This window comes from Desulfobacterales bacterium (genome assembly GCA_034520365.1).
In the GTDB taxonomy this organism is placed as follows: domain Bacteria; phylum Desulfobacterota; class Desulfobacteria; order Desulfobacterales; family Desulfosalsimonadaceae; genus M55B175.
In genome coordinates, this window is sequence record JAXHNP010000006.1 from 1,402,134 (window position 1) to 1,419,338 (window position 17,205).

Sequence of the window (17,205 nt, forward strand, 5' to 3'; positions counted from 1 at the left end):
GAGTAAAGCAGTATCGTTTTTATTTGCAGCCCAAAGGCAAATATTGGTTGGACTGGACTTCCTTGATCAGATCCGTCTGGTTTTGCATCAGCTGAGCAATATTTATTTTGTCGAGCCGTTCAAACAGGGCCTTGCTTGCCTCAATCCAAACCCATTGGGACAGGCATTCCCCCGCCCGATTGCAGACGCCGCAGGTTTTGTCCTGGTTTTCGGCGCAATTGGTGAGCGCCGTGCAGTTTTCCAGCAGCCGGACGATATCACCGACCGTTATATTTTCCGGCCGCTTAGCCAGGGTATGGCCGCCGTGGGCACCGCGCTGACTGTTGACCAGCCCGCCGGCCCGCAGCCGCCGGATCAGTTTTTCGAGGTATTTTATGGAAATGCTCTGCCGATGGGCGATATCGCTTAAAGGCACCGGCCCTTCCTTGGCGTTGATCGCCAGATCAAGCACCATACGCAGTCCGTACCGACTTTTGGTTGTCAATCGCATTTTTGTTTATTGATAAAAATTCAGAACTAATGATTTTTAAAGATTGCCGATGAATTCACGGTTTCAGATTATACGTCAGCAGCCAATCAGCTCAAGGATTTTTTCGAAAGGTGCGCTCAGTTAGAGCCGTCCAGCAGCGGTCTCGCGATTGAAGACTCGGCGGTGCGAAACCGGGGCATACTGATTTTTACCTGCGTGCCCTTGCCGTATTCGGATGTGACGTCTATTCGGCCGCCGTGCTGCCGAATAATATGGTTTGAAATAAAGAGCCCGAGACCGGTGCCCTTTGAGCCTTTTGAGGAAAAAAACAGGGTGAACATTTTCTGGCGGGTCTCTTCATCCATGCCGATGCCGTTGTCAGCGATCTCAAAGACGATCATCTCTTCGCCCTCGGGGTAGACCCGGAAATCGATGCGGTGGCTGTTTTTCTCCGTATCATCCGTGCAAGCATCCACCGCGTTTTCGAGAAAGTTCACAATCGACTGTTGAATCCAGTTGGTGTCCGCCTCGAAGCTCCCCGCATCGGATGCAATATCAACCGCCAGCGCGTGGCCGTTATTGTCGGCCATGGGCTTAACCGCATCGGCAATTGCTTCTGCCAGTTCTGCCGCATCCGTGGTTTCATGCTGCATGCCCCGGGATTTGGCATAAAAGAGGATCTCCAGCACCATTTTGCGGATTCGCGCATTGCTTTGCTGAATCCGGTGAAAACCGAGTTCAATGCGGTCATGGTCTTTTTTGCGGATACCGGTTTCCAGCTGATAAATGCCGCCGTCCAGGGCCGTTAACATTCCTTTGACCCCGTGGGACATGGAGCCGAGCATCAGGCCGAGGGATGTTAAATGGTCCTGGAGGCGTCTGACTTCGGTGATATTGGTGGCCATTTCCATGACCTGGGTGATTTCATCGTCGTCGTTTCTGAGGGGGGCTGTCCATGTCAAAACGTTATACTGTTTCCCATGTTTGGAAGTGACCACCTCCTCGGTCTGATGGCGGCGCCCGTCTTCAAAGGTTTTGGCCACCGGGCATTTCGGACAGGGCGTATCGCGGTGTTTGTATATTCTATAACAGAATGCCCCCGCTTCATTGCCAAAATCCCGTTTAAAAAGCCGGTTCATGGCAGTTAAGCGAAAATTTCGATCCTGTACGGAGATATAACAGGGCACCTCGTCGAATAGCTGCTGGTAAACGTTCTGGGCGTAATGCAGATCCTCGAGTTTTTGGGTATAGGAGTCTATCTTGCGGTTTAAGGCAAGCCGCTGACGGGCATGCTGCAGCGCGATATCCAGGGCGAGGGTCTTGATCGGTTTATTGAGGTATTCGACCACCGCCGCCTTGAAAACGGTCATTGCGGTTTCCGTATTTTCCGGCGCTGTTACGATGATAAGCGGCTTCGTGGGGTTGTCTGCTTTAAATCGCTTAAGCAGCAAATGGCCGTCTCCGCCGGGGGTATACGGATCAGCAATGACAATATCTGTATGGTTGCCATTGAGGTGGGGTTCAGCCGTTTTGAAGTTGCAGGCTGTCTGGACCCTGAATTGCTGGCCGGCGAGGTAATTGGAAAGCTCTGCGGCCATGTTTTCATCTTCTTCAATGCAAAGCACCCTCTCGTCCATAACGGGCCCCTTTTTTTGGCGGTCGTCGGTCAGCCAATCAATTAAATAATATTTTCAGCTACGATCTGCAGGAGTTCATCGCTGTTAAAGGGCTTGGAAAGCGTGGCCACCGCCTTATTGATGGCGTATTTATGGCCGGACAAACCGCTGATGACGACAACGGGGGTATTTTTCAACGTATGGTCTTCGGACATCTTTCGGTAAAACCGCGGTCCCCATTCCCCCGGCATTTCAAGATCCAGTGTAATCAGATCCGGCTTCTCGCGCTTGGCAACCTCTAGTCCTTCGAACGCATCCTTGGCCGAGTAGGTGGTATACCCGTTATCTTCGAAGATTGTCGTTAGATATTCCAACACAGCCGGATCATCATCAATGACCAAAATTTTTTTGTTCATCATCCAACCTCTTTATTAAGAATTAAATGGCTGCCGTCTGTCCTTTACAGGATTTCAAGGACATCTATGTGTAAAAGGTTTATTTTACCGCCCGGTTAACGCTTAAAACCGGACAGTTTGCCCGGACTACCACCTGTTCCATGTTGCTGCCGATACGCGTGTCCTCGCCTTCGCGCCGTTTGGCATGATGGGCCATCACGATAAGATCCGCCTGTTTCTCCCGGGCGTATTTGACGATTTCGAGATACGGCAGGCCCTCCCATACATCAATGGTATAGTTTTTCAGGTCCTCAAACTTGGCGGCATACCGAAACCGCATATGTTTCCGGGCACTGCGCAGCTTCTCTTCAATGTCATCCTGGGGGAGAATCCGTCCTGTTGGCACCCCGCTGACATCTACAGCATGAAACAGGCATAGTTCGCAATCCAGGGCCCGGGCGACGCTTAGCGCATAATCAAAAGCCACATCAGATGCCCGCGAAAAATCGGTGCCGAATACGATCCGGGAAAAGCCGCCCCAAAACGACCCCGCCGGCCGGGTAATAACAAGCACCGGGCAGTGGGCCGCCCGGGCTACCCGCTGGAAGGTGCTTCCGGCGGCTGTTGCGGCATAGACTGAGTCTTCCACGTGCTTGGTGTGCCCCCCCATGACAATGAGGTCCGGTTCGGTCTCGCGGGCCTGCCGCAGGATTTCCCGATGAGGGACGCCGACGCTGACATTGATTGAAAAATTATCATTCAGTTTTGCTAACAGTTCTTCATAGTAGCCCCGGATCTCTTCCTTTACCCATTCCCTATATTCATCATCGACCTCCACGCGTTCGCGGGTTTTGACATCGATGGCAACCTGGCTGTAACCACGGGTCGGAAGGCCTAACACATGAAAGATGTCCAGGTTTGCGCTGTAGCGGCCGGCCATGTTAAAAGCAACACGGGCGGCATGGTCGCAGGCTTCTGTGGCAGATGTGGCTAAAAGGATTTTATTGAACATGGGGCACCTCGTACATTGGGTGATGATGCCATTGCAGCGGCAAAAATTACTCCTTGGGCTTCATTTCCTCCGGCACAATGACCATATCGATGAGCAATGGCTTTAAAAAGGACCATTTAATGCCGATTTTATATTCTTCCTCAAGGTCCCGGATCGCGTCCCAGCAGTTATGGCAGGGAGCGATCACCAATTCGGCACCGGAATTAAGGATCTGGTCACGCTTGGTAATCAGCGCCTTGTTCCGCTGGGGCCTGAACAGTCCGATCCCGTTAAAACCCCCGCCGCCCCCGCAGCAGTAGTTATGCTCCCGGTTAGGGGCCATATCGATAAAATATCCCGGCTCAACCATGTAGCTCATGATCTCGCGCGTAACCTCCTTTAGTCCATGATTGCGGATATAATTGCAGGAATCCTGGATGGTGACCGGCTGCTTGATCCGTTTTGCCGGATCAATCTGAAGTTTTTCGGTCCGCAGGGCTTCTGCCACCCATTCCACATAGTGGATGGATTCGACCGGCGGCAATCCATCTTTTCGGCCCGCCCAGTAAGGGCCCTCCACAACTGTTGCCCGATGGGCATGGCCGCACTCGGTGCCGATCATCCGTTTGGGTTTCAGGCGTTCCATGGCCTCGTAAACACTTTCGACCTGCAGCCGGCAGGCTTCCCAGTCGCCGGCAAACATGGCCAGGCTGGTGAGTTCCCACCCCCGGCTGGGTATAGTCCAGTCTTCACCGGCAATGTTGAACAGAATGGCCGCCTCGGCCAGGTCTTCCGGGTAGTGCTTGACTTCCCGGGCGTTGACCGTATACATGATGTCCGCGCCCTCTTTGTCAACGGGTACGTTCAGGCCGATATAGTCCTCCTCGTATTCCTCGATCATCCACTCAAAGGTATCGACAAAATCTTCGGGCGTCACATCCATCTGGGCCCGGTACACCCGGTGCATGCCGGCACCGATTTTCATCTCCCACGGGACAAATCCCTGCTGGTAGAGAAGGCCACGCAGGTAGCTGATCATGACGCCCATGTCGATGCCGTGCGGACAATACATGGCGCATCGGTTGCAGCAGGTGCATTTCGCCCAGGCGGTTTCCATGGCCATATGCATGAATTCATTGTCCACCCGGCCCTTTTTATGGATGATCTCGCCCAGGGTGGAATGCACCTTGTAGGCCGGCACTTGTTTTGGGTCGCAGTCGTTGATGCGGTACAGAAAACAGCTGTCCGCGCACATGCCACAGCGCGCGCAGATCTTTAGCCATGTTTTCATTCGTGATTTCATGGTCTTGCGGATGGTGTCCCAGAGTTTCTGCTGGTCAATATCCAGCCGCTTCATTTCGTCGTAATAAGTTTCGCCGCCCTTGTCCCCAAGCAGGGCTTTCAACTGTTCTTCTGTTTCAATGGGGGCCTTGTTGCAAAGCGTACCTTCCGGCATCGTTTGCTCTCCTGTTAAAAAATCGTGGGCTGTTTGATTGAATTACCACGCCATTTCTTTCCCCTTTAATCCGCCGCGCTTAATGCCGAAGTCCATTCCGATCTGGGCCCGGGACATGAAATAGAGCGCGATGTGCGAGAGTTTGGTAAACGGCGCAAGAATCAGCAGCAATTCACCGGAAATGATATGAACAATTAGCCAGTTCGAATACGTATCAGCGGCTGCGTACTGGCAGATCAGACCGGTAAGGAAGGGGGCCACGGAAAGCGCCAGGATAAAGTAATCATGGGCCGTTGACATGTTCCGGACCTCGGGCAGGGCGATGCGGCGCAGCAGAAGCAGGACTGCGCCCACAAGTACCCCCCATGTCAGGATGTCTGCTAATGCCGGGTTCAGGGTAAAAAAGGAAACCCCGAATTTCTCAGCCAGCACCATGTTGTGGGCCATCAGGAAAAGGGGCACCGCAACCGCGCCGACATGAAAGACGAAAAATACTACGGTCATGAACGGCTGTACCCGCCAGCTGCGGGTGCCGAACGGAAGCAGCCAGAAAATAATCGATCGGACCGCCCCCTTGAATCCGGCTTTGGGGTGCGCCCGGTAGGCCACCCGGTCGAGCTTCCAGTCCAGCCCCTTGATATAGAGGACCACCCGGACCAGAAGGCCGATGACAAAGACGGCAATTGAGATGTAAAACATTGGCCCGGTTAAGAATTCATACATGTTCGCCTCCTTTTATGCATGCCGACGGGGCCTGTCAGAAAGTGCGCTTTTTTTCATCCCGCGCGTTCAGAAACCGCCAGAAAAGCGGCAGTCCGATCAGTGCGGCCGCCATCAGAAGATAGGCGACGGCCTTGGTATGGACCATGAAATTCTGCAGGGTATAAAACGCGTGTTCCATTTTTTGATTCCTTTACTCGTGCTGATATTCCGGATGCGCATAAAGAATCGGCATCCGGGTGGCAATAAATCGATAGGCCACCACGCCGAGCGTGACAATGAAGATGGTGGTCCCGATCTCCATCCAGCTGGGAAAGTAGCGCTGGTCGGCGGGCAGCTGCCAGTTAAAGGCAACCAGTGAGACATTCAACCGGTTTAACACGATGCCAAGAACCGTCCAGACGGCGGTCCAGCGGATCAGGCGGAGCCTTTTTTCGCGCACCGCAATGGCGTAAACAAACGCCGGCAGGGCCACAAATCCGAGGAGTTCCACGAGGTACCAGGCCCCCCAGCCGGTGGCCAGGTGGCCCCAGTCATGATCAAGTGCTACGCCGATCAGCTGGATAAATACATAGCCCATCATGATAAAAGAGGCCGCCTTGGCAAATCCCAAGGCAATACCTTCGCCCTGATCCAGATGTTCCTGGTCCATTTTGTAATGCAGAAACCGGTGGGAGAGGGTGCTTTCAAAGATCACCATTGAGAGGCCCGCAAACATACTGGATACGAAGAAGAAGACGGCCAGATAGGTCGAATACCACAAGGGGTGGAGCTTTGACGGCGCGATGAGGTATAGCGCCCCAAGGGACGATTGATGCATGGTGGATAAAATCACGCCGAAGATGGTCAGCGCCAGCACCAGGCGGGCCACCAGGTTTCTGGCCCGTCGCAGGCCCAGCCATTCAAGGGCAGCGGGTACGATTTCGATGAACAAGACAGTCAGGTAGAGCATCACGCAGAGCGCCACTTCAAACAAGAGAGAAGAGGTGCCCTGGGAGAAAAATATGGGATATGGCAGCCGCCAGGGCCGGCCGACATCATAGGTCAGGGCGAGAACGACCAGGGCGTAGCCCAGAAAGGCCGTGAGGATGGCCGGTCGAACCGCGGAATGATAGCGTTTTAAACCGAAAAGGTAACAGGCGGCCGAAGTGACATATCCTCCGGCGGCCAGCGCAACGCCGCAGAGCAGGTCAAAGCCGATCCAAATGCCCCACGGATTATTGTGATCCAGATTTGTTACCGCGCCCAGTCCACCGGTAAAGCGGATCACGGTTAATACGAGCCCCATCAGCAGGATGGCCCCTGTCACAATATTAAAAGGGGTCCATATGCTCCGCTGTTCCATGCCGACTGGTTGCTGATCATGCATTGCCATGTTCCTCCTTGGCGCTTGCCGAATCGTCTGTTGCTTCGGATTCAGTCGGTTTGGCCGCCTCTGCGACCGCCCTTTCAACCTCGCGCTTAACAGCTGCCTCCTTTTCCTTTTCCGCGGCCTTTTTCTGTTCGGCAAGTTTCTGCTGCATCAATTCTTCAAGTTCCGATCGGGTTTGGTTGACCGCCTCAAGCCGTTCCTCCTCGGCAATTTTTTCCTTGCGTTTGGTTATGGCGTATAAGCCGGTCAGGAATAATACGCCAACACCCACAATAAGGGGTACCACGGCAAGCGCGCCCGAAGTCAGCGCGGGTGCGGGGCCCATACCCAGGTCCGTTCGCATGCTAAGGGCGGAAAAAGGATTTCCGGCCAGATACAGCCAGCTGGTGCCCCCCATTTCCTGTTCTCCATATATATGATGGATATATCGGCCGGGATGTTTATAAATGCGCTGTCTGGCGATTTTAATGAGCTCTTCGCGAGATCCGAAAGTCAGGGCCTCCTTGGGGCAAATGGCAACGCAGCCGGGCAGTTCCCCTTTTTTTATGAGAGGGTGGCACATTGTACATTTCATGATGCGGGGGGTAAGAGGCTCATTATACTCATAGGCCGGCACGCTGAACGGGCAGGCAATCATGCAGTATCGGCAGCCCACGCACAATGATTCGTCATAGGTCACTGCGCCGGTTTCCTCTTTTTTAATCGCCTTGACAAAGCAGGCCGATGCACAGGCGGGTTCCAGGCAGTGGTTGCACTGGGTTTTGACATAAACCGGCGATTCCTGGCCGGCCGGCTGGAACCGGTTGACCACCGTGTAACGCGCTTCCGACAATTGCTGCGGCTGTTTGAGGACGTCCAGGTCATCAAAGGGCTTGGCCGGGGCGGGCAGGTCGTTGACCTCGTTGCATGCGGCCTCGCATTTCCGGCACCCGATGCAGCGGGTAATGTCGTGGAGGACCCCGGCGCTGTCCGGAAAACCTGCAAAATGGGTCTTGACCGCGGTTTTCCCCTCGCCGGGGAAAACCGCGGTCCCGGCGGCACCGGCGGCCATCCAGCCTAAAAGTTGTCTGCGGGTGATGCCCATGTCTTCACCTTGTCTTGAATTATCCGGAATTGGCTTTTAGGGTTTTATCGCTTTTTTTGTGGCATTCCGTACAATCGGTTGCCGCGGGCTTCTCAATTTCCATCTGCTGATGGCAGCCGATGCACTGGCCATGGTAGGCCCCTTTAAGCCCGGGGCGGCTGTCGGCAGCCCCCTCCTTATTAAGATTATGGCAGCTAACGCAGCGCGGCGGCGTCAAACTGGCAGGGCTGTTGTGATGGCATCCCATGCAAAGCGTCTCAGGGCGGCCGCTGTGAAATGCTGCCGCCAGCTTGCTCTTTTTCGTTTTTTTGGCCAAAGCCTTTACAATTTTTCGGTGCGGGAAGGTGGCGCCCTGGTATTCATCTGCCATGATGTCAACGGTGACCTTTTCGGGAATCTCGGCCTCGGAAACACCCTCCGGGGCATCGGGCCTGGCACTGATTTGGGCTGCGGCGATTTTTGCGCGCGCCTCATCATTCGCCGGCAGAGGGTCGAGTCGATCTTTCCCGACCGCATGGCATTGCCCGCAATCCCGGTCGGCAAACACCTGACCGGTCATCTGGGCATGGCATCCGGCGCAGTTTTTGTGCTGCTTGGCCTCGTCGTGGCATCCCACGCAGCTCTTGATTGAATCCGAATTGTGCATGGCAGGGCCGAGGGCCACATTATCGCCATCCGCAGATCCAGGAAGTGTATGGCATTTGCGGCACGGCTCAAGGGATGCATGGTGGCATGCGCGGCAGGTTTGGGAGGCTGCTTCATGTGTGACATGGTCAAAGGCGACGGGCTGCATCCACTGCTTGGGGAGCTCTTCGCTTTCGACGGCTTCTTTAAGCCAATCCGCCATCAGGACGGCATCCGGTTGGCCGCGTTTCATTCGGGGCACATCCGAGAGTTTTTTTATTTTCTTCTGGCCTTTTCGGCTGTGGCAGCCGGCACAATCAAACGGTCCGGCATCTTTTTCGGCTTCCGCGAGGCGCTTGTGGCAGTTGACACAGTCCGTATGCGCAGCATAACGATAGGAGCGGGTATCTTCAACTTTTTGGTCCTTGTGGCAGTAACGGCAGGAGCCTTCTTCGCCCTTTTTATAAACCGTTTTTTCCAGTTTCTTATCGTATTCGTGATGGCAGGCCCCGCAGTTGTTCTCGTAAGTCTGCGGCTTGAATTTGATTTTCTCTGTTTTCGTGTGCCGGAAATGAAGGGATTTGGAAAACGGAATCCGCTGCCAGGCGGATGAAATTTCGGGCTTACGCTGATGACAGGCACGGCATTCGCCGGTCAATGGGCCTGAGTTCTCGCCGCTTTTCTGCATTTCCTGGTGGCAGCCGGCGCACTCCGCGTGGTATTTCTCCATGGCCGCTTTTGAGTCGAGATCCCTGGTATTTTTAAACTCAAAATTGAATTTTTCCGGCTGCCCCGCATCCGACATCTTATCATGGCATGTCTGGCAGCCTTTGTCCGTCAGCGCCTTTGTGTGCTTGTCATGGAGAAAAACGACCGCCGGCATTTTGCCGGCCGCCTCGGTAGATGGCAATTTAAGGGTCACCATGTCCACCCGGCTGTTTTCCTGTCGGGCAGCACTATGATCCGAGCTTAAAATGCTTGCCACTGAGAGCGAGATCAAAAGAAAAGCGGTTAAAATATAATGATTGCGCCGCCGGGAAAGGAATCTTTTTGTCATGCCAATACCCTGTCTTAAAATTCATCCGACCATAATCTTTTTGCGCTGTCGTTATAAACAGTGTTCGAAGCTAATTCCTACCATTACCGTATGAAATGTCAATCAAATTCCTACTAATTTCGTGTGAATTTTTAAAATTTATTTTGAAACGCTCAATTAAGGATCGACAAAATTGTCGAACAAAACCATGAATTGTCGACCAAATGCCTTGCTGGTTTTGAAATAAGCTTTTGAAATTATATTAAAATAAATGTTGGCACGGAAAGTGTATCCTATAGGGTAAATGTCGACATTGCATAAAATTTTATCTTTAATTCTAAGGAGGCAGTATTCATGAAAAGACAAATTCGGCTTGTTATTCTGGCGGCTTCACTGGTTGTTGCTCTCAGCGCCGGGCTGGGCTGGGCGATGTCGCCGGTTAACCAAATCCTGGCGGATTCGCCGGTGATTGCGGCCAATGGGCACGGGCCCGGCGATGGGAGCGGTAACGGGGGCGATGGACCCAGGGACGGCACGGGTCACGGTCCGGGTGATTGTTCCCTTAATCAAATGAAGAGTCATTCGGCGAAAGATTTTCTCGCCGGTCACGGCAAAGGTCATGGCAAGGGCAACGGTCGCGGTCATGGTCCGGGTGACGGTTCCGGCGCAAGCTACCACGGCCAGGGGTTTGCTGAGCGAAACTGCTATGATAGTGAAAATACCGGCGGCGCTGGGCGCACAGGCACCTTCCGGATGATTGAGACCGGCGAACCGATGGAGCTTTCCGGCACGATTGTTGAAGTCTGCACGGAAGGGCAGGGCATTAAAATCGATACCGGGGTTGCGGTTGTTACGGTTTACGGCATCGGGCCGATCCGGTACTGGGCGGATGAAGGCGTGGCAAGGCCGACAGTGGGAGAGGATGTCACTGTCAATGCGGTTGAGGTAATCTTCAGCGACGGCAGCACCAAACTGATTGCTACGGATATGACCGTCAGCGGCGAAACCATTGACCTGCGTGATGACGCCGGGTTCCCTCTGTGGCGGGGCGGCAACAGCCAGCGCGTTCAAAAACGCGACTGCCTGGAATAATCCTTGTAATTTTTCACCGGGTTAAATTATCCTGAGCGTTATGGAGGCGTTAACAACCGAAGCGGTTTCCGGAAAACTCAAAAGATTGACCCCGGTTCTTCTGCTGATGACCGGTTTATGCTTGCTTTGATACATACCAACAAACAGTGATCGAATGCGACGTTTCCCGAAAATTCTAATATTTGCCTTGAGCCTTTTTGTTCTGACAGCACAAGGCGCCCGGGCCATGGATGCCTTGCTGGGCGAGGTTATCTCCATTAACGCCGAGAACCGCCAAATGGTCGTATCCGTGGATCAAAGCGGTGAGGCTGACGGCGCGCGGCGGGTTTTGATCTCCTACAACCGGCAGAGTCTGCCGGGCTTTGTGCAGCCCGGTGCGGTTGTGCGGGTATGGGGTGAATATGTGGATGAAAATCATAGTGAATTAAGGCTTCAAAGCGTTCGAAACGGCGAAGGCATTCATCGCGGCCATGATTCCACGGGTGTGCGCTCCCGGCTGAAGCATGGCCATGGCGGGCGTGGCATGGGCATGGGAAGAAATCACGGCGGCGGGCGGCATTAAGCGGATGGGAATCCAATCGAAACCCGAAACATTTCTGGCAGCGGAACCCCAGCAGCCGGATCGGCGGCGGTTCCTGCGTTTTGCCCCGATGTGGCAGGCCAATCTGCTCGTGTTCGGCTGCCTCATCGGTATTGTGCTGGCCATGGTTTACTGGCAAATCCGGTCTTCGGAAAATACCTTTGTCAGCCATGTCCGGGATCATGCCCGGCTGCTTGCCAGCGTGATCAGGCTGCAGGCGGATACGGCGGTCATGTCCAAAAACGCCATTGAAGCCATCATGCAGACGTTTCTGGGGAATACGGCCCGGTTTGTGGATTACCTGGATACGATCGCGCCTTTCACACCGGATGAGCTGACGGCATTTGCCAATGAAAGCGGCCTGGCCGGCATTGCTATCGCGACGGCTGACAATCAGGTTACCCAGGGCCCCGGCGGATGGATGCCGGATCAAATCAAAGCCGAGCAGCCGGAACCGAATATGCTTTCCTACAAACCGGAAAGCGCGCTTTATTATCTCACGTTGCCCCGCCCGGAAGGCGGGCGGATTCTGGTTGGCTTTCAATCCGACCGGATCAAACGCCTGAGGCGGGAGCTGAGCCTGGATACGCTGCTTGAAACCCTTTCTGCCATGCCGGAAATCGAATATGTGCGCTTGGCGGCGGCAGATAAGGCGGCTGTGGACACAGGCCAACCGGTTATCAATTTTACGCATAATAAAGATCGCCAGATTGCCGAGGCCCGCATGCCGTTTGAGGGTAAATATTTATTGCTTGGCCTGGATGCGAACTTCTATTTTAACCGGGTCAATCAGCTCTGGACCCAGTTCTTTGTTATCGCCGGCATCCTGGCGCTGATCGGAATCGGGCTGTCATGGGGGCTTTACCGGTATCAGGCGGCTTATCTCAGACAGATCCGGAGTTTTGAACGAAAGCTGGCAAAAGAACAGGAGGATGCGGCCCTGGGGCGGGCGACCGCGGCCATTGCCCATGAATTGAGAAATCCCTTAAACGCCATCAGCATGGGACTTCAGCGGTTAAGCAATGAGACCGCAGGCCTGACATCCGCCCAAAGCGAGCTGATCGACGCACTGATGGCGTCCGTCAATCGGAGCAATAAACTCATAGAAGACCTTAAGCAGTTTGCCGGCCCCATCACCCCGGACAGGCAGGCGATACATCCGGATGCGGTTATCTCATCGCAAATCACGCTCTATAAGGATGATGTTTACAAACGTGGCATATCAGTGGATTACAAGCCCGCATTTACCCGCACGTTGATGGCGGATGCCGATCTTTTCGCCATTGCGTTTGAGAATCTGCTTAAAAATGCCGTGGAGGCCCAGCCGAACGGGGGCTATATTAACATCCGCCTTGACCGGGAATCCGATGATGTCGTGGTGACCATGGAAAATGCCGGGCTGGCATTTGATAATGGCGAACTTGCAAATATGCTTGCCCCCTATGTCACCACCAAGACCCATGGATCCGGTCTCGGCCTTGCCATGGTGGATCGTATCGCCAGGGCTCATGGGGGATCGCTGGAGCTGAACTCACCGCGGCCGGGGGAGATCAAAATCCGGTTGATTTTTCCGCTGCAGGGAAGCATCTAATCTAATCCTTAAAAATTGCCATCTGATTGATTGAATATGAATATTTTAGTGGTTGATGATGAAAAGCTGCAGGCAGATCTGCTAAGCGGATTCCTGGAGAATCATGATTACAATGTGGTCGTCGCCCAAAGCGGCGAAGCCGCGCTTCAGGCATTTGCCGAACACCCGTTTCAGCTGGTCCTGCTTGACCAGCGGATGCCGGATATTTCCGGCGATCAGGTGCTGGGCCGGATGAAGCAGATCAATCCAGCGATCCGCAGCATTATGATCACTGCTTACGGAGACGTATCCACGGCTGTGCGGGTCATGAAACTGGGCGCCGATGACTTTCTGGAAAAACCGATCGATTTGGCCGCCCTGCTCGATAAAATCCAGAGAATTGAAAATTCAATCCTGATAGCCGAAGAGTCGGCGGCAATCAGCCAGGCCGTGGCGGAATCGCCGCTTCCGATCAATATTGTCGGCCAGAGCCCGGCCATGCAAACCGTTTTGTCGATGATCCGGCGGCTTGCCCCTACGGAATGGGCGGTGTTAATAAGGGGCGAGACCGGCACCGGCAAAGAACTGATCGCCCGCTTGATTCATCTGTTAAGCCCGAGAAGTCAGAAGCCTTTTGTCGAGGTCAACTGCGCGGCCATTCCGGAGAACCTGTTTGAATCCGAACTCTTCGGCCATATGAAAGGCGCGTTCACCGGTGCTACTGCCAACCGACAGGGGCGATTTGAACTGGCAAATACGGGCAGCCTTTTTCTTGATGAAGTCGGTGAGCTGCCGTTAAGCCTGCAGGCCAAGCTGCTGCGGGCGCTTCAGGAAAACCAGGTGACGCGGGTAGGCGGGGAGGGGCCGATCCAGGTGGATGTCCGGATTCTGGCTGCCACCAATCGATCGCTGAAAGAACTGGTTGAAAAGGGGCGCTTCAGGGAAGACCTCTACTACCGCCTCAATGTTCTGGACATTGATATTCCGCCGCTAAGAGAGCGAAAAGAAGATATCCCGGCCTTGGTTGCGCATTTTCTTGAAAAATACGGTAACGGCAAGGAAAAATTCAGTCCAGAGGCGGAGTCCACTCTCATGAAATACACATTCCCCGGGAATGTGAGGGAACTTGAGCACATTGTACAGCGGGTGCTGGCACTTTCCCGGGGCCACAACCTCTCTGCCCATGACCTGCCCGAGGAGGTACGCTTTCACCAGGCAGTCGAAACCGGTACACTGGCCCGCCGCCTGGAGGCGGTGGAGAAGGAAATGCTTCTAACCGCACTTGAGAGAAATGACTGGGTGCAGACAAGGGCTGCCCGCTCACTGGGCATCAGTGAGCGGGTGCTGCGTTACAAGATAACGAAATACCACTTGAAAGAGAAATAGCTTTTTTCACTTTGACAAGCTTTTCCTTGTTTAATACTTGCGCTTCATCCAGCCCGTTTTTTTATCCACGACCAGCTTTTCCACCAGAGAGCCGTCTTTTGTCACGATTTCGCCCACGTAGCTATCATCCTCTTCAGTTACTTCACCGATTTTCAAGTTGGGATTGGCGGCCACGTAATTGTTCATAAGCGTTTTGGCTTCCTCCTGGCTCAGCGGGGCCATCTGTTTAGTTTTTTCTCTCGGGCATTGCCCTCGGCTCCAGCCATGATGCATGCCACGGCCCCGGTGCATCATGTGCCGGTCGCCCATCATGCCTTGGCCCATTTCAGTGCCTCTTTGAGATCCGCACCACGGGCAGAACCATTCCATCTGCTGCTCTGATGGATGTCTCTGCTGCATTTCGCTTTGCTTATGCATCTGCTTTGTTTCGTCCTGTTGATGCATCTGCTGCATTTCACCTGGCTCGTGCATCTGCTGCTCAGTCTCACCCTGCTGATGCATCTCCGCCGTGACCAGTCCGGCGCCTGCCAGCACAAAAATTAATGTAATAATAAGAGTCATCGTTTGTCTCATTTTGGACCTCCTTTTTTTCGTTAAAGTTTAGTTGTTATAGGATTTTCAGAATGCATTTGGCGCCGGTTTCATAGCTCATGCGCCATCATTCTGTGCCCCCATCTGTGTGTGGTGTGGCATCGCCAGCATTCCTTAACCAACGGTTTTCCTCCTTTGTATTCGCCCTGCCGATGCCCTTCCAGAATTTTATCCCAGAAAGACGGCTCCCCGTGCGACGCCGGTGCTGCATGGCATCGATGGCAATTTCGGTTATCCGCCGGCGGGTGACGGAATCCCTTTATATCCCACGTTGTCATTCCATGGCAGGCCCGGCAGTCATCACCGAATTTGCGGTCATGGGCTCTAAAATGACATTGGGTGCAGGAGAGCTCACCGTTAAAGAGCGTGTGATCCACCTCGGATATATCCGCCGCAGGTCCCCGGTGCTCCGTATGGCAATCCAAACAGTGTTTTTGCGCCTCATGAAAACGGATCTGGGGTTTGAGCGCCGATACATCATCGAAGTAGTGACACTGCAGGCATTTTTGTTTTGTCACGCCTTGCCACGGGATATGGCATGTTTCACAGCTGCCGATGAACTGGTGCGCTGAGCTTAATGCCCCTGGTTCCGAGGCTTGATCATAGGCATACAACCATACCGAGAACCCGATGATCAAAACGGCGATGCCTATATTTAAAATCATCTTTTTCATGGCACCCATCTCAGCCCGTAATAAATGGTTGTCATGATGTGAACGATCATCAGCGCAAACAGCAAACCGGAGATGACATAATGAATCCGGATCCATCGGGAAAAAACCGTTTTTAAGCGGTCAAAGAACCGGGTGGCATATTCGATTTCCGCAAGTGTCCGCACTTCATCAAGCCACTCGCCGCATTTTCCAAGCATTTCCTCGCGGGAATAAGTTTCGGAATCACCGGCTGTGTCTGTCTCTGATTCATCCAAGGTCTCATCAGCTTTACAATCAGTGTGCATCTCTTTTTTACGATTTTCAATCCGGGCCTTTATGAGCTTTTGATCCCGTTTCTGCTCCCGAAGCGATCGATTGACCTTCTTATACAGGTAGCGGCCCACAATGCCGCTGAAAACAACGAGAACGAGCGATAAAAAAACCAGTATGCCGATTAAGCTCGAAAATTTATGCGCCGAATGGATAACGACCAGGGAAGGGCCGATCAGACCATAGGTAACATGGCTGTTCAAAGAATTCTGCCTGCCCTTTTTCTTTAAAACCCGCTTTCGGAACGGATAAATCAGGGTCATCAGAATCAGGATACTGCCAACGATGCCCAGGCCATGCCCCAGCAGACTGCCGGCGAATGTCTGACTCTGGTGGAACAGAAATCCCAATACCAGCAGACAGAAAAAGACAGCCAAAAAGGCATTGATGTTTTTTTCGCTCCACATAACAGATCAGATCTCAAGCACGATGTCCGTCAAAGGAACCGCCACACACGGCAGAATCATATTGGCCGCAGCATCCTCATCTTCAAGCCCGTCTTCGACCTCCATATCCACCTTGCCGGAAATCAAGCGGACTTTACAGGTTCCGCAAACCCCGGCTTCACAGTCGGTTTCAATTTCAATCCCGTTTTCTTCAGCCAGTTCCAGCAAGCTTTCATAGCTGTCATTCCATTGTGCGGTCTTGCCGGATGTTTTGAATTCAACTGTTATCGCCATGTGACATCTCCTTTCGAATCATTTCCAGAATTTCCCGGGTTCGCCGCTGCCGCTGAAAAAATGCGACCAGGGCGGCCAGGGCAAAAAGCACCAGGAAAACCATGGTCAGAAAATGCGCCCAGGAAACTCCTAATACGCCTTCCTGCTGCTCGACGTATTGATCAGATATTTTCATCTGATCTTTAAACCACTGGATATCCGGGGCATCTTGAGCTTTTGCGGTTATTTTCGAGTCAGTCTCGGATACCGCGGCATCTGAATTTTGAGCTGCTGCCTTGCCAAAACCGCCCCATAAACCGGTCATCAGTGCCGCCACGAGAAACAGGCTCACCAGCGGTAAAAACCGTTTTCGAATTCCACCCATCGCTTTATCCCTTCACCTCATATTCCTATCTCTCCAGACTTAATTCATTCCGGCTAAAACCTCTATTATTCCCTCGAAATCCGTAGGAAACGGGCATTGATGGCTACGATCACCGTACTTATAGACATCAGAATCGCTCCAACTGCAGGTGACAGTAATATCCCCCAGGAATAGAGCACACCGCCGGCCAAAGGGA

Annotated in this window: 19 protein-coding genes; 4 read left to right on the plus strand and 15 right to left on the minus strand. The window is 53.3% G+C overall.

All coding sequences use genetic code 11. From position 1 onward, the window contains the following. Positions 1–19: 19 nt before the first annotated feature. The 10 genes from U5L07_14290 to U5L07_14335 all read right to left on the minus strand — a co-directional run bounded on the left by U5L07_14290 (position 20) and on the right by U5L07_14335 (position 9,784). A complete protein-coding gene (locus U5L07_14290; protein MDZ7832913.1) occupies positions 20–490 on the minus strand; it encodes an Rrf2 family transcriptional regulator in 471 nt (156 codons plus the stop codon). A gap of 116 nt (positions 491–606) precedes the next feature. After that, the gene (locus U5L07_14295; GenBank protein MDZ7832914.1) at positions 607–2,106 is read right to left on the minus strand and encodes an ATP-binding protein; all 1,500 of its coding nucleotides are present in this window, start codon (positions 2,104–2,106) and stop codon (positions 607–609) included. Between the two features lie 41 nt (positions 2,107–2,147). After that, on the minus strand, positions 2,148–2,501 hold the full coding sequence (locus tag U5L07_14300; GenBank protein ID MDZ7832915.1) for a response regulator: 354 nt from the start codon (positions 2,499–2,501) through the stop codon (positions 2,148–2,150). Positions 2,502–2,580: 79 nt separating this feature from the next. Further along, complete coding sequence (locus tag U5L07_14305) at positions 2,581–3,492, minus strand: universal stress protein (GenBank protein MDZ7832916.1); 912 nt, start codon at positions 3,490–3,492, stop codon at positions 2,581–2,583. Between the two features lie 46 nt (positions 3,493–3,538). Continuing rightward, positions 3,539–4,927, minus strand: a complete 1,389-nt coding sequence (locus tag U5L07_14310) for a (Fe-S)-binding protein (GenBank protein ID MDZ7832917.1) — start codon at positions 4,925–4,927, stop codon at positions 3,539–3,541. Between the two features lie 42 nt (positions 4,928–4,969). Continuing rightward, complete coding sequence (locus U5L07_14315; protein MDZ7832918.1) at positions 4,970–5,650, minus strand: respiratory nitrate reductase subunit gamma; 681 nt, start codon at positions 5,648–5,650, stop codon at positions 4,970–4,972. Positions 5,651–5,684: 34 nt separating this feature from the next. Beyond that, positions 5,685–5,828, minus strand: coding sequence for a hypothetical protein (locus tag U5L07_14320; GenBank protein MDZ7832919.1), 144 nt, complete (start codon positions 5,826–5,828; stop codon positions 5,685–5,687). Between the two features lie 12 nt (positions 5,829–5,840). Further along, positions 5,841–7,016: a Ni/Fe-hydrogenase cytochrome b subunit gene (gene hybB / locus U5L07_14325; protein ID MDZ7832920.1), complete on the minus strand. Its 1,176-nt coding sequence runs from the start codon at positions 7,014–7,016 to the stop codon at positions 5,841–5,843. After that, entirely contained in the window at positions 7,009–8,103 is a 1,095-nt protein-coding gene (locus tag U5L07_14330; GenBank protein MDZ7832921.1) for a 4Fe-4S dicluster domain-containing protein, read from the minus strand. Before U5L07_14330 ends, hybB begins: the two co-directional genes overlap by 8 nt. A 19-nt stretch (positions 8,104–8,122) precedes the next feature. Next, positions 8,123–9,784 (minus strand): cytochrome c3 family protein, encoded by a 1,662-nt coding sequence (locus tag U5L07_14335; protein ID MDZ7832922.1) that lies wholly within the window; start codon positions 9,782–9,784, stop codon positions 8,123–8,125. 333 nt (positions 9,785–10,117) lie between these two features. Here U5L07_14335 and U5L07_14340 point away from each other — a divergent pair, with 333 nt between their 5' ends. From U5L07_14340 to U5L07_14355, 4 genes are all read left to right on the plus strand, one after another. Further along, a complete protein-coding gene (locus U5L07_14340) occupies positions 10,118–10,855 on the plus strand; it encodes a hypothetical protein (protein MDZ7832923.1) in 738 nt (245 codons plus the stop codon). A 154-nt stretch (positions 10,856–11,009) separates the two neighbouring features. Next, a complete protein-coding gene (locus U5L07_14345) occupies positions 11,010–11,417 on the plus strand; it encodes a hypothetical protein (protein MDZ7832924.1) in 408 nt (135 codons plus the stop codon). Beyond that, positions 11,359–13,026 (plus strand): ATP-binding protein, encoded by a 1,668-nt coding sequence (locus U5L07_14350; protein MDZ7832925.1) that lies wholly within the window; start codon positions 11,359–11,361, stop codon positions 13,024–13,026. Before U5L07_14345 ends, U5L07_14350 begins: the two co-directional genes overlap by 59 nt. A gap of 36 nt (positions 13,027–13,062) precedes the next feature. After that, complete coding sequence (locus U5L07_14355; protein ID MDZ7832926.1) at positions 13,063–14,391, plus strand: sigma-54 dependent transcriptional regulator; 1,329 nt, start codon at positions 13,063–13,065, stop codon at positions 14,389–14,391. Positions 14,392–14,421: 30 nt separating this feature from the next. Here the strand turns inward: U5L07_14355 and U5L07_14360 are convergent, their stop codons facing one another. The 5 genes from U5L07_14360 to U5L07_14380 all read right to left on the minus strand — a co-directional run bounded on the left by U5L07_14360 (position 14,422) and on the right by U5L07_14380 (position 17,009). After that, positions 14,422–14,964 carry a hypothetical protein gene (locus U5L07_14360; GenBank protein MDZ7832927.1) on the minus strand — a complete coding sequence of 181 codons (543 nt, stop codon included), beginning with the start codon at positions 14,962–14,964 and terminating at the stop codon, positions 14,422–14,424. 68 nt (positions 14,965–15,032) lie between these two features. Continuing rightward, positions 15,033–15,656: a hypothetical protein gene (locus tag U5L07_14365; protein ID MDZ7832928.1), complete on the minus strand. Its 624-nt coding sequence runs from the start codon at positions 15,654–15,656 to the stop codon at positions 15,033–15,035. After that, complete coding sequence (locus tag U5L07_14370; protein MDZ7832929.1) at positions 15,653–16,372, minus strand: hypothetical protein; 720 nt, start codon at positions 16,370–16,372, stop codon at positions 15,653–15,655. The genes U5L07_14365 and U5L07_14370 overlap by 4 nt, the downstream gene beginning before the upstream one ends. A gap of 6 nt (positions 16,373–16,378) precedes the next feature. After that, positions 16,379–16,645, minus strand: a complete 267-nt coding sequence (locus U5L07_14375; protein ID MDZ7832930.1) for a 2Fe-2S iron-sulfur cluster binding domain-containing protein — start codon at positions 16,643–16,645, stop codon at positions 16,379–16,381. After that, positions 16,629–17,009 carry a hypothetical protein gene (locus U5L07_14380; protein MDZ7832931.1) on the minus strand — a complete coding sequence of 127 codons (381 nt, stop codon included), beginning with the start codon at positions 17,007–17,009 and terminating at the stop codon, positions 16,629–16,631. Before U5L07_14380 ends, U5L07_14375 begins: the two co-directional genes overlap by 17 nt. Positions 17,010–17,205 lie beyond the last annotated feature (196 nt).